Here is a 12,841-nt window from a genome sequence, read left to right as displayed (position 1 = left end):
GGTGGGGCATGGTCGACCTCCGATCGGTGACTCACCCTCTGCATCCCCACGACGCCGCTGGGTGACCGCGCCGGTCGTCAACACGGCGAAAAACCGTCGGAATTGAGCCAGAGCCGACCGGTGCCCCCCTCACCCAGCCCTCCAGAGCCGACCGGTGCCCCCCACCACCCCACCGGAGCCGACCGGAGGCCCCTCGCCCACCCCACCCCCGGCCTCCCGGCCGACCTCCGGTCGCCCCGTCACCGCTCGCCCGTGTCCGGCCTCTCCTGGGCCAGCCGCTGGTCGAGGGTCTCGCCCTCGTGCTGCTCGGCGGCGGTGGTGCCGTGCTTGGTGACGCCGAGCGGGCGCTCGGGCGGGGAGTAGCCCGCGTCCAGGGTCTCGTCGTAGCTGGGCTGGTCGAGGGTGTCCTCGGGGTCGAAGGGGGCCGCGTCCTCCTGTTCCTCGTTGCCACCGGTCGGCTGGTAGGCGTCGTCGGCCATCGGGTCCGGGGTGGCGTCTTCGCTCGCCATGTCGGCCTCCTGTGCGGTCGTGCGGTCGGATCGGACGCCGGTCCGGTGACCGGCGTCCTCCTCCGCGTTTCCCGTGGGACGGTCCGAAACATCGCGACGGGCGACGCCGCCGCCGGTCACCACTCCCAGGCACGCACCTCGTAGGCCGCCGGCCGGTCGCCCGTGGCCGCCACGCGCAGCCGCCAGGGGTCGTCCCCCGTCGGGTAGAAGCGCAGGGTGAGGGTGTGCCCGGCGGCGGTGAAGACCTCCGCCACCGAGTGGTCGACCAGCACCCGCACCTCCGCCGCCTCCCCTTCCGGCGGCAGCCGCCACCGGCCCCGCTTGGCCCGTGCGTCGCGCGAGGCGTGGTCGCGGTCGACGACCAGCTCCCCCGTACCGGGATCGTGGACGAGGTCCAGGTACTCCCCGCCGTCGGCCGAGGTGAGCAGCCGCAGCCGGGTGCCGCGCTCCAGCCGGGCCGTGACGTCGAAGGCGCGGGGCACCCGGCCCAGCTCGGTCGCGCGCCCCGGTGTCGCCACCCCGGCCGCGTCGACGCACCGCACCCGACGCAGGGCGAGCAGCTCGCGGGCCGGGCGCTGGCGCAGGGTGCCGTCGGGGCGGGCGCTCACCTCGCGGGGCAGCGACAGCATCCCCGCCCAGCCGACCTCGTCGGTCCAGCCGCTGGGCGCGCCGACCCGCTCCTCGTCGCGCGCCTCCCAGATCCACGCCCACATCAGCAGCCGCCCGTCGGGGGCGCGCAGCAGGGCGGGGGCGTAGAAGTCCGGTCCGTGGTCGAGGAGCCGCGCCTCACCGGCACGGAAGCCGCCGTCGGCCTCGCGGCCGGGGAAGTACGCGGTGCAGCTCGCGCCCTCCTCCGGGTCCCAGGCGCTGACCAGGACCGCTGCGGTCCCGTCGGCGAAGGAGGCGTACTGGGCGCACTCCCAGCCCTCCTCGGTGTTCCGCCCACCGGGCAGCGGCTGCGGCGCCCGCGCGAGGAAGACGCCCCGGTACCGCCAGTCCTCCAGGTCCTCGGAGACGTACTCCAGCGCCGCGCCCCGCCCGTCGGCGAGACCGGCGCCGACGAGCATCCGCCAGCGGTCGCCGTCCCTCCAGACGTACGGGTCGCGGAACATGACCGTGCCGTCGGGCGGCTCGGGGATGAGCAGCCGGCCGCGCTTGCGGAAGACCGTGCCGCCGTCCGTGGAGACCGCCGAGGTCACCGGCTGGTGACGGCGGCCCGGGTGCCGGGCGGAGTAGAAGGCGGTGAGCCGTCCGTCGTGCGAGACGGCGTTGCCCGACCAGACGCCGCCCTCGTCGTCGCCGCCGGGGGTGGGGGCCAGGGCGAGCGGCAGGGCCTCCCAGTGGAGCAGGTCGCGGCTGCGGAAGTGGCCCCAGTGCATGTCCGCGTGGCGGGCACCGTGCGGGTTGTACTGGTAGTAGACGTGGTAGTGGCCGTCGTGGAAGACCAGCCCGTTGGGGTCGTTGAGCCAGTTCGCGGGCGGACGCAGATGGAAGGCCGGGAAGTGCGGGTCGAGGGCGGCGGCCGGGCGCACCGGGGTCTCAGTCATCGGCGCGCTCGTCGTAGCGGCGGCGCACCTCGGCCGCCTGCTTGATGTTGGCCTCGGACTCCTGCAGGGAGCGCTCGCCGCGCTGCCGGGTGCGTTCGGCCAGGCGCTCCATGTGGCGTTCGTAGCGCGCCCGGTACCGTTCGCGCATCACCGCGATCTCCTCGGCGACCGCGCCGGAGCGCGGTGCGGGCACCGGCATGGGCTGCCCCGCGGGCCGTACGGGAAGCCGCTGTTCCAGCGGCGGGAGGACGGCCTTCGGGGAGGGCAGGGTCTGGTACCAGTAGGCCGTGGACGCCCAGTCGTCGGCGAGGTGGTTGCCGTGGCCGTGCTCGACGGAGACCCGGATGCGTTCCTCGAAGCGGACCGGATCGGCGATGTGGAAGCGGTAGTTGACGGAGTATCCGGGGACGTCGGCCTCGTGGACGATCGCCCCGTGGTAGAGGTAGGCGTTCTTCTGCATCCCCCAGGCGTGGTTGAAGTAGTCCTCGGTGCCGGTGCCGTGCAGGGAGGGCGGCCAGCTGGGGGAGCCGTCGGGCAGGAAGTCGTCGTCGATCCAGATCATGTCGTTGCCCTCGCCCCACCAACTGCCCTGGCGGTGATGGACGGAGAGGTTGCAGCCGACGTAGTGGCCCTTGCCCTCGGTGTCGAGGATGACGTAGTTGTCCTCGCCGGTGAGGTCGGCGATGTTGACCTCGGGGCTGTTGGTCTGGATGTCGGGCGCCCAGCCGTTGCAGGGGTTGCTGCGGCTGAAGCGGGCGTGGAAGTAGAGGGTGTCCTCGGGCAGCGGCTCGGGGAACAGCTCGTAGTCGATGGAGAAGTACTGCTGGATCGGCAGGTCGTTCTCGTTGACCAGCTCGATGCGCGCCCGCCGGTCGAAGGGCATCGGCGCCCAGCAGTTGAGGGCCGCGCTGCCACCGAAGACCAGCGACTCCTCGGGCTTGGCGGAGACGGTGAACAGGGCCGACTGGTAGCTGTTGGGCAGGCAGTGGCCGATGCCGAAGAAGTCACCGAGCGGGACGAGGACGGCGGGCTCCTCCTCGTCGTCCCAGGTGATGCGGATGAGGACCTTGCGGTAGTAGTCGGGGTCCGGCTCCTCCCAGTTGACGCCGAGGGCGTTGTGGATCTCCATGACCGGGGCGACGGTGTCGGCCTCCAGGGGGTCGATCAGGCCGGGGCCGAGGGTGCGGCGGCAGAACTGGGTCATCCAGATGTGGGTGATGCGTCCCGGCCCCTCCAGGTCGGCCAGCACGCGGGAGGAGTGGGCGGGGGTGGTCCAGTAGTCCTGGTTGCGGCCGCGCTGGTCCCAGCTGGAGACGCGGGCGGTGCGGGCTCTGGTGGCGCGCGTGAGGTGGTCGAGGGAAGAGGGCATGACAGACTGATCCCTTCAGTGATGGTTCGTCGCTGAACTCGGGCGGCGGGAGACTGGACCTCTCCCGCCGCCCCTCGCAGAGCGGTGGCCTCAAGGAGAAGAACCCTCAGACGGTGCAGCCGCAGGACTCGCGGTACGTCGTCTCCGGGTCGAGGCGGATGGACCGGTGCCGGGCGGTCAGGGTGCCGTCGATGCGGCTGAGCAGCAGCTGCATGGCGGTGGCCCCGATGTCGTGGGCGGGCTGGGCGACCGTGGTGATGCCGGGGCGGAACAGATCGGCGTGCGGGAAGCCGTCGAAGGTGGCGAAGGCGAGGTCGCCGGGTGTGGCCATGCCGCACTCGCGCGCCGCCTCCAGCACTCCGACGGCGGTCTCGGTGCTCGCGGCGACCACGGCCGTCGGGGCGTCCGGACGACCGCGCAGCACCTCCAGCATCCGCTCCCGTGTCTCGCCCGCGAGCCCGCTGCCCCGGACGACCAGTCGGTCGTCGACCTCGATGCCGGCCTCGCCGAGCGCCTCCAGATACCCGCGCCGGCGTTCGGCGATGGTCGGCACGGCGATGTCCCCGGCGGCGAGCGCGATCCTGCGGTGGCCGTGCGCCACCAGGTGCAGCACCAGCTCCCGCATGGGCGCGGTGTTCTCCACCCCCACCTGGTCGGCGCGCACCCCGCCGAGGCGGTCCATCACGACCACCGGAGTGCCCTGGTCCAGCACGGCCGTGATCTCCTCGCGCCGCGAGCGGGCGACGGGGGCCACGACCAGGCCGTCAACCCGTCGTTCGGCGAGCACCTGGAGGATGCGGGCCTCCAGCTCGGGGTCCTCGGCGGAGTTGGCGAGCAGGACGGTGTAGCCGGCGGCCGTCGCCTCCCGTTCCACCCCGCGGGCCATCGCGGCGAAGGCCGGTTCGGACACGTCGGAGACGATCAGCCCGATGGAGTCGGTGCGGTTGCGGCGCAGTGCCCGCGCCAGGCCGTCCCGCTTGTAGCCGGTCGCCCGCACCGCCTCCTCGACCCTGAGCCGGGTCTCCTCGCGGACGGGCCGGGTGCCGTTGATGACATGGGACACGGTGGACGTGGACACGCCCGCCCTGCGTGCCACGTCGTTGATCGTCGCCACGGGTGGTTCGCCGCCTCCCTGCTTGCCGTAGAGCTGCCGCAGCTTATCGAAGTGCCGCGGACACCGATCGAAACGTTTGCGCCGACGATGACACGATGAGTGCAGCTCGTCAATGCCGAGGACGCCCAGATCAGCGGCACCCCCCAGCCGCGCGCCTCAGAAACAACCACGACACACCCCCTTGACACCGCAAGCGACCCGAGTACTTTTCATCGAAACGTTTGCGCGCAGCGGCTCAAGCCCCTCGGCGACCTCTCACCGCCCGGTTCCCCCACGCCGGTGCACATCCCTCCCGGAAGGCACAGCACCATGGCGACCTCCCCTGCCGGAAAACCCCCCGTCCCCCGCCGCCTCCTGATCCTCGCCACGGCGACCGCGCTGCTGGCCACGGCCTGCGGCTCGGCGACGAACACCGGCGGCACCGCCTCCTTGGACGGCGTGATCACGCTGTCCATGCACAACCCCGACAGCAAGACGCAGGACCCCGCGACCTGGAGCATCGTCGAGGAGTTCAACTCCCGTCACCCGGACATGAAGATCCGGCTGGAGGGACAGCCCGTCGAACAGCACGCCCAGCGCATGACGATCGCCGCGCAGAGCGACACCCTGCCGGAGATCTTCTGGGTGTACGACTCGCTGGCGAGGACGATGGTCGAGGACGGCGACCTGCTGGACCTCTCCCCGATCCTGCGGGAGGACAACCTGGAGGCGAAGTTCGCCCTGAGCATGCTGGCCGCCTTCCGCAGCCCGGACGGCATCCAGTACGGCGTCCCCTACCAGGCCCTGATCACCGGCTTCTACTACAACGAGGCGATCCTCGACGAGCACGGCATCCAGCCGCCGCGCACCTTCGACGAACTCCTCGCCGCCGTGAAGAAGCTGAGGGCCGCGGGCGTGGTCCCCATCGCCCAGGGCGCCAACAGCTCGGCGTTCAGCGTCTGGGCGTTCCTGGCGATGCTGAACCGCTTCGGCTACGAGCAGAAGTACCCGGCGATCCTCGCGGGCAACGCGAGCTACGACAACCCCGACTTCCTGCGCCTGTACCGGCATGTGCGCGAACTCGCCGAGGCCGGCGCGTTCCCCGAGAACATGACGACCCAGACCTACGCCCAGGCCGTGGCCTCCTACACCGCCGGCAAGGCGGCCTTCCTGGACGCCGGAGTGTGGGAGGCCGCCAAGATCGAGAAGAGCGAGGTCGGCGACACCACCGGCTTCTGGGCGGGCCCGGTCTTCGACGACGGGGTGGGCGACCAGCAGATCGTGATGAACGTGCCGTCCGCGCCCTTCGTGGTCAGCGCGAAGGTGAAGGGGGACGAGAAGAAGTACGCGGCGGTGAAGGCGTTCGTGCAGTTCTACTACAGCGACGAGGGCCAGAAGATCCTCGTCGACAACGCCCAGCCACCGGTGACCACGTACGAGCCCCAGGTCGATCCCAAGCAGCACCCGGTCTTCGCCGCCGTCCTCGCCGAGGCGTCCAAGCCCGGCTGGAAGAGCCCCGCGGCCCAGCCCGACCTGGTGGTCCCGGCGGCCACCGCCAGCGCCATGTACGACAGCTTCTACGGCGTGATGAGCGGCAGCCTCAGCCCGGAAGAGGCCGTGCGCAGCGTGCAGAAGTCCATCAAGTGACGGTCGGGACGGCATGAACTGGCTCACCACACGCCGGCGCTTCGCGCTCCTGGTCGCGCCGGCCCTGCTCCTCTACAGCCTGTACATGATCTTCCCGATCCTGTACTCGCTCCACCACAGCTTCACCGACTACGACGGCGTCTCCGCCACCGCCTTCACCGGCCTGGACAACTACCGCCACATGGCCGGCGATCCGGTCTTCTGGACCTCCCTGCGCAACACCGCGATCATCCTCGGCATCGCCCTGTTCCTGCTGATCCCGCTGGGCTTCCTGCTCGCGGTGCTGCTCAGCGGCGGGGTGCGCGGCAGCGCGGCGCTGCGGGCCCTGGTGTTCGCGCCGGCGATCGTCGCGCCGATCCTGGTCGGACTGGTGTGGATCTTCATCCTGGACCCGCAGATCGGCCTGCTCAACGCCTTCCTGCTGGCGATCGGCGTCCCCGCCCACCCCCAGTGGATCGGCGGCCCCACCCTCAGCCCGTACTCGATCGGTTTCGTCTACCTCTGGCAGCAGATCGGCTTCGTCCTCACCCTCTTCTACGCCGGACTGCGCATGCTGCCACGCGATGTGCTGGAGGCATCCAGTCTCGACGGCGCCGGCCGGTGGCAGCAGCTGTGGCACATCCAGGTGCCCATGCTCCGCGAGACGTTCGGCATCGTGACCGCCCTGGTCGTCACGGGCGTGTTCAAGGTGTTCGAGCTGGTCTACGCGCTGACCGGCGGCGGCCCGATCCATCTCTCGGAAGTCCTGGTCAGCTACATGTACCACATCACCTTCACCACCCAGCAGTACGGCTACGGCATGGCGCTCGCGGTGGTGGTCTTCGTCGTCGGCGCGCTCGCCTCGGCGGCCACCTTCCTCGGCAACCGCCGGAAGGGCGGGGCGAGTTGAGCAAGCGGCGCCTGGTGGCCTCGGCGGCCGCCTATCTGATCACCTTCGTCGTCCTCTTCCCGCTGCTGTGGATCGTGCTGCTGTCCTTCCAGAGCAACGACCGCATCCTGGACCGCTCCTTCTCCCTCGGCGATCTCACCCTCGGCAACTACGAGCGGGCGCTTCAGACGCTGAACCTGCTGGTGATGTACAAGAACACGCTGATCCTGGCCGTGGTGTCGGTGACGGTCGGACTGGTGGTGTCGTACCTGGCGGCCTTCGCCCTGACCCGCATGGTGCTGCGCCGCAGGCGGGTGCAGTCCACCCTGCGCCACTACTTCCTGGCCGGGCTCGCCATCCCCGTCTACGTCCTGCTGTTCCCGGTGTACCGGATCGACATCGCGCTGGGCCTGTTCGGCACCCATCTCGCGCTGATCCTGCCGTACATCGCGGTCACCATCCCCTTCAACATCCTGCTGCTGACCGGCTTCCTGCGGGACTTCCCCGAGGAGATCGAGCAGGCCGCCGTGATGGACGGGGTGGGGCTGTGGCGGATGGCGTGGCGGGTGGTGTTCCCGCTGATGCGGCCGGTGGTCGCGACGCTGGCGATCCTCAATGTCGTCTACGTCTGGAACGAGTTCCCCTTCGCGGTCACCCTCATCAACGACCCGACGCTGACCACCGTCTCCCTGGGCGTCTCCCAGTTCCAGGGTATCTACAGCGTCGACCACGGCGCCATGATGGCGTCCGCCACCCTCGTCCTGCTTCCCCAACTGGCCCTGTACGCGGTCTTCCAGAAGCAGGTCATCGCCGGCATGACCGCCGGTGCCGTCCGCTGAATCCCGCCCACCTCAGGAGCAGCCATGCCCGCTGAGCCTCCCCTCGCCCGCAGAACCGTGCTGCGCGCGGCCGCGCTGGCCGCACTGGCCGGCCCGCTGCTCGGCCGCCCCGCACAGGCCGCCGAACGCCCGCTCCCCGCCCTTCGTGAGAAGCCCGCTCCCCACCCGTCGTACCAGGCCATCGTCGGCCTGCTCTGACCCGCCCGCCACCGGAAGGAACCCCATGGCAGACACCGTCTACGACGTCACCACCTGGCCGGGAGCGTCGGTCTCCCCGTACACCGACATCGGCAGGGTCATCAACGAGATCATCGCCGACATCAAGGCGAAGCAGACCACCCAGAACACCAGACCGGGCGCGGTCATCTACATCCCGCCGGGCCACTACGACCTGCTCACCCGGGTCGTGATCGACGTCGGCTTCCTCCAGATCAAGGGCTCCGGGCACGGCTTCCTGTCCAACGCGATCCGCGACGAGTCGTCCACCGGCTCGTGGGTGGAGGTGCAGCCCGGCGCCAGTCATGTCCGGGTGAAGAACACCGACGGGCACCGGGAGGCGTTCCTGGTGCAGCGCGCGGGCGCGCCGGCCACGGTCGGGCGGCTGAACTCCATCGTCTTCCAGGACTTCTGCATCGACGGCGTCTCCTCGTCGAAGCCGTACACACCCGGCAACTCCAAGATCGGCATCTCGGTGCAGTCGGACAACGACGCGCTGCGGTTCGAGGGAATGGGGTTCGTGTACCTGGAGCACGCGATGATCGTGAAGGGCGCGGACGCGCCGACGTTCACGAACAACTTCGTCGCCGAGTGCGGCAGTTGCATCTCGCTGACCGGCGCCTCCCAGGTCGCCAAGATCACCAACAACTTCCTGATCAGCGCCTGGGCGGGTCACTCGGTGTTCGCGGAGAACGCCGAGGGCATCCTGATCACCGGCAACAGTGTGCTGTGGGCCTGCAACATCACCCTGGTCAACAGCCATCGCTCGACGATCACGTCCAACAAGCTGCTGAGCAACTTCCCCGGCATGATCGCCCTGACCGGCGGCAGTTCGGGCAGCCTGATCAGCGGCAACCACTTCCGCCGGGTGTACGGCGACGGCACCAGCACGCGCTACGACGATCTGTTCGGGCTGGTGCACATCGACGGCAGCGACAACGCCGTGGTCGCCAACCAGTTCTCCTTCCAGGTCGACGCCGCGAACATCCGGCCCGCGGGCGCCGCGCCGACGATCATCCTGGTCAAGGGCGGCGACGCCAACTACCTGGCCACCAACAACATCGTCGCCAACCTGGGCGTCAAGGTCGTCCTGGACGCCTCGACCACGGCGACCAAGGTGCTCTACAGCGCCCGCAGTTCCCAGCTGGACGCCTACACCACCCATCACTCGGCCGTGTTCACGCCCTGACCCGGCGGCCGGACGCCACCCCCGTCACGGGGTGGCGTCCGGCCCGTCCGGGCGGATGCCGCGCTGCGCGACCATGGCGCGGCTGAGCTCCTCCGTCTCCGCCTCCGAGAGCCGCTCGAAGCCGTCCTCGGTGATGACGGCGACGATCGGGTAGATCCGCCGGCCGAGGTCGGGGCCGCCGGTCGCGGAGTCGTCGTCGGCCGCGTCCCACAGTGCCTGGAGCGCGGCGAGCGCCGCCTCGGACCGGTCCATGTCCGGCCGGTACAGCTTCTTCAACGCCCCGCGCGCGTACGGCGATCCGGAGCCCTCGGCGTGGAAGTGCCGCTTCTCGTAGGCGCCGCCCGCGATGTCGAAGGAGAAGACACGGCCGCGCCGCCCCTCGGGGGCCCGCGGATCGTAGCCCGCGAGCAGCGGGACGACGGCGAGGCCCTGCATGGCCTGGCCGAGGTTCTGCCGGAGCAGGCCGGACAACCGGGACGCCTTGGCGTTCAGCGTCATCGGCGTGCCCTCGATCTTCTCGAAGTGGTACAGCTCGACCTGGTACAGCTCGACCATGTCCACCGCGAGCCCGACCGTGCCCGCGAAGGCGACCGCGGTGTGGTCGTCGGCCGGGTGCACCTTCTCCAGGTCACGCTGGGCGATGAGGTTGCCCATGGTGGCCCGGCGGTCCCCGGCGATCAGCACGCCGTCGCGGTAGGTGAGGGCGAGCACGGTGGTGCCGTGCGGGAAGCTGTCCGGCGCGGCACGCACACCGGGTGCGAACGGCGGCCTGGTGGGCAGCAGTCCGGGCCGGTGGGCGCCGAGGAACTCGGTGAACGACGAGATGCCCGGCGTGAAGAACTCCTCCCCCAGCCGGCCCTCGCTGTCACTGCGCGCTGCCATGCCACTCCCCCCTCGTCCGCGTCCGACACCCCACTCCTACCTGCGGCCCTCGCCCCGGAAACCCCGGTGCCGTTCACAGCGCCCGGCGCCGCACCAGCCACCCCAGCACCAGCAGGCCCGGCACCAGAGGCAGCCACACGGTCAGCAGCCGGTAGCCCAGCACGGCGGAGGCGGCGGCGTCGGCCGTCGCCCCCGAGGCGGTCAGGGCGAGCGCGAGCGCGGCGTCCAGGGAGCCCAGTCCGCCGGGCGTCGGCAGCAGGGCCGCCGCGCTGCTCGCGGCCAGGTACAGCAGCGCGACCTCGGCCGGGGCCAGCGGCAGGGCCACCGCCTGGGTGACGGCGATCAACACACCCGCGTGCAGCAGCGCGAAGGCCAGCGAACCGCCCCACAGCGCGGCCGCCCGCGACGGCCGGGCATGCACCTCACGGATGTCCGCGCGCACCGCCGCCAGCGCCCGGCGGCAGCGCGGCCCGAGAGGACTGGCCAGCAGCAGCGCGACCACCACGGCCGGCCCGAGCAGTACGGCCAGGCCCACCGGAGGCATGCGCGGCACCTGGAGCACACCGGGACTGGCGAGGGCCAGTACGGCGATCAGGGCGCCGCGCACCAGGGCGCTGGCGGCGGCCTTGACCCCGAGGGCGGTCGCCGCGCGGGCGGCGGTGAGCCCGCAGCGCATCAGGAAGCGCAGGTTGACGGCACCGGCCCCGAGGCCCGCGGGCAGGACGTGGTTGGCGGCCGACGCGGCGAACTGCGCGGCCACCAGTCGCCCCGCGGGCAGCGGCCGCGCCACCGCGCCCTGCTGGGCCAGCGACGAGCACACCCAGGTCAGCACGGTCGCCGCCGCCCCCACCAGCAGCCACCCCCGGTCGGCGACCGCCAGCCGCAGGGCCCCGCTGCGCAGGACCGGCCAGTGCTGGTGGGCGAGGAGGACGGCGACCAGCACGACCGTGACGGAGGCGAAGGTGCGCCAGTAGGCGCGTCTGCGCACGGGTGCCGCGGCGGTGTACTGCTGGGACGTCATCAGGCTGCGCCCTCCTTCACCGGCCTCGCGGCGGCGGTGTGCGGCAGTCCCCTCATGTTCCCTTTCCCTCCCGGACCGCCGGTGCCACGTACAGGTCGAAACCGGCGAAGCGGTGCGGGGTCCAGGAGCGGGCGTAGCGGGGCGGGGTGCTGCCGGCGCGGCTGATCGCGGCGACGGGCATGCGGCGGGTGGTCTCCAGGACGCCCGCCGCGGTGGTGTTGGCGTTGTGGCCGTGGGTGTTGCCCGAGGAGCAGCCGGTGTAGTAGCCGAGCGGGATGGACTCGAACCCGGTGAGCAGACAGGGCGGTCGCACGCCGAGGCGGTGCAGTTCGTCCGCCGTGCGGGCCCAGTTGTCGCGGGCGCCGACGGTGCGGTCGGCCACATGGTGGACGAGGGCGGCCTGGAGGGCCAGGTGTCCGGCCAGTCCCACGGCGACGACGGCCGTGGCGCGGGGCCGCCAGGTCCCGGCCGGGGTGCGCACCAGGTGCCACAGCGCGTCGGCGACGGGGATCGCGAGCAGGGCGTAGGCGGGCAGCAGGAAGCGGGGGGCCGCGTAGCCGATCATGAACAGATAGGGGAAGGCCGCGGTGAGGCCGCAGGCCAGCGGGACGAGGGTGCGTTCGGTGCGCCGGGCGCGGACGGCCAGCCACAGGCCGAGCCCGGCCAGCACCGGCAGCAGGAACCACCACAGGGTGACCGCCGGGTTGGGCAGGTCGCCGGTGCAGGGACGGCACAGGGTGCGTCCGGTGAGGCTGCGCAACTGGTCGCCGACGGCGTTGTTCCAGCCGAGGCCGCCCTGGATGCGGGATGCCTCGTGCAGCCGCTCGGCGAGCCCGCCGTAGCTGACGTACGCCTCGATCACCCACTCGGCGGCGCCCGCCGCGAGACCTCCGGCGAGGGCGAGGAGCAGCCGCCAGTGGCGTACGGCGAGGACGAGGGCGACCAGCGGCAGGGTGACGTGGACGGCGTCCGTGGGCCGCATCAGCGCCATCAGCGCGGCACTGCCCGCGACGCCCCACAGGGCGGCCCGGTCGGCCGGATCGGCGCGCACCCGCAGTACACAGCCGGCGCAGATCAGGGCGCCGACGGCGACCCAGTAGTTGGGCATGGCCTGCGGGCCGTAGAAGACGGTGACCCAGAGGGTGGCGAACAGGGCGCCGGCTGCGGCGAGGACGCGTTCGGGGAACAGGCCGCGCCAGACGCGCAGGGCGAGGTAGAGGGCGAGGGCGGCGAGGAGCCCGAGGTAGACGCGCAGCAGGGGGGTGGAGTCCGACCAGGAGGCGACCGGCGCCACGAGGAGGCTGACGCCGCGGGCGCGCGGTGCGCTGAAGAAGGCCGCGGGGGCGTGGTCGCCGACCTGGCTGACGTAGACGATCTCGTCCCAGCCGAGGCCCATCCGCGGGGGGATCAGCAGGAGTTGGACGAGGGCGAAACCTCCCGCGACCAGGGCGGTCGCGCTCGGTCTGGCGAGGCGCAGTGTCCCGGCGCGCGTGGCACTCGCGCTGTCGGCCATCGGTCTGCCCCTCCCCGCGGCGCACACGGCTCGCCGGATTGCTGACGGTTTTCAGGGAAAACAAGCACAAACTAACCCACGGTCCACTGTCGTGCCGAGTGCCGTACGGCCAAGTGCCTGAGACGGGCCGGACGGACCGGGGCCCCGC

The 12,841-nt window shown here is 71.6% G+C and carries 11 protein-coding genes and 1 pseudogene; 5 read left to right on the top strand and 7 right to left on the bottom strand.

Annotated features, from left to right (window positions below; all coding sequences use genetic code 11):
* Positions 1–175: 175 nt before the first annotated feature.
* From ACSU6M_RS30660 to ACSU6M_RS30645, 4 genes and pseudogenes are all read right to left on the bottom strand, one after another.
* Positions 176–509: pseudogene (locus tag ACSU6M_RS30660) on the bottom strand (DUF5709 domain-containing protein); the annotation flags it as partial.
* A gap of 116 nt (positions 510–625) precedes the next feature.
* Positions 626–2,056: a glycoside hydrolase family 32 protein gene (locus ACSU6M_RS30655; protein WP_437074096.1), complete on the bottom strand. Its 1,431-nt coding sequence runs from the start codon at positions 2,054–2,056 to the stop codon at positions 626–628.
* Positions 2,049–3,425, bottom strand: coding sequence for a glycoside hydrolase family 172 protein (locus tag ACSU6M_RS30650; protein ID WP_437074094.1), 1,377 nt, complete (start codon positions 3,423–3,425; stop codon positions 2,049–2,051). Before ACSU6M_RS30650 ends, ACSU6M_RS30655 begins: the two co-directional genes overlap by 8 nt.
* A gap of 106 nt (positions 3,426–3,531) precedes the next feature.
* Positions 3,532–4,539, bottom strand: a complete 1,008-nt coding sequence (locus tag ACSU6M_RS30645) for a LacI family DNA-binding transcriptional regulator (RefSeq protein WP_437074092.1) — start codon at positions 4,537–4,539, stop codon at positions 3,532–3,534.
* A 309-nt stretch (positions 4,540–4,848) separates the two neighbouring features.
* On the opposite strand from ACSU6M_RS30645, the gene ACSU6M_RS30640 reads away from it, so the two are divergent.
* Genes ACSU6M_RS30640 through ACSU6M_RS30620 form a run of 5 tightly spaced genes read left to right on the top strand, consistent with a single transcriptional unit; the run spans position 4,849 to position 9,277 of the window.
* Entirely contained in the window at positions 4,849–6,165 is a 1,317-nt protein-coding gene (locus ACSU6M_RS30640) for an ABC transporter substrate-binding protein (RefSeq protein ID WP_437074091.1), read from the top strand.
* 13 nt (positions 6,166–6,178) lie between these two features.
* Entirely contained in the window at positions 6,179–7,054 is an 876-nt protein-coding gene (locus ACSU6M_RS30635; RefSeq protein ID WP_437074089.1) for a carbohydrate ABC transporter permease, read from the top strand.
* On the top strand, positions 7,051–7,872 hold the full coding sequence (locus ACSU6M_RS30630; RefSeq protein ID WP_437074088.1) for a carbohydrate ABC transporter permease: 822 nt from the start codon (positions 7,051–7,053) through the stop codon (positions 7,870–7,872). The genes ACSU6M_RS30635 and ACSU6M_RS30630 overlap by 4 nt, the downstream gene beginning before the upstream one ends.
* Positions 7,873–7,896: 24 nt before the next feature.
* Entirely contained in the window at positions 7,897–8,070 is a 174-nt protein-coding gene (locus tag ACSU6M_RS30625; protein ID WP_437074086.1) for a hypothetical protein, read from the top strand.
* Between the two features lie 25 nt (positions 8,071–8,095).
* Complete coding sequence (locus tag ACSU6M_RS30620; protein ID WP_437074085.1) at positions 8,096–9,277, top strand: NosD domain-containing protein; 1,182 nt, start codon at positions 8,096–8,098, stop codon at positions 9,275–9,277.
* 24 nt (positions 9,278–9,301) lie between these two features.
* On the opposite strand, the gene prcB is transcribed toward ACSU6M_RS30620, so the two are convergent.
* The 3 genes from prcB to ACSU6M_RS30605 all read right to left on the bottom strand — a co-directional run bounded on the left by prcB (position 9,302) and on the right by ACSU6M_RS30605 (position 12,693).
* A complete protein-coding gene (prcB, locus tag ACSU6M_RS30615) occupies positions 9,302–10,159 on the bottom strand; it encodes a proteasome subunit beta (protein WP_437074083.1) in 858 nt (285 codons plus the stop codon).
* Positions 10,160–10,232: 73 nt separating this feature from the next.
* A complete protein-coding gene (locus ACSU6M_RS30610; protein WP_437074082.1) occupies positions 10,233–11,180 on the bottom strand; it encodes a lysylphosphatidylglycerol synthase domain-containing protein in 948 nt (315 codons plus the stop codon).
* Between the two features lie 52 nt (positions 11,181–11,232).
* Positions 11,233–12,693 (bottom strand): hypothetical protein, encoded by a 1,461-nt coding sequence (locus ACSU6M_RS30605; protein WP_437074080.1) that lies wholly within the window; start codon positions 12,691–12,693, stop codon positions 11,233–11,235.
* Positions 12,694–12,841 lie beyond the last annotated feature (148 nt).

This window comes from Streptomyces sp. enrichment culture (assembly GCF_964272895.1).
In the GTDB taxonomy this organism is placed as follows: domain Bacteria; phylum Actinomycetota; class Actinomycetes; order Streptomycetales; family Streptomycetaceae; genus Streptomyces.
This window is presented reverse-complemented; position numbering and strand designations above follow the sequence as displayed.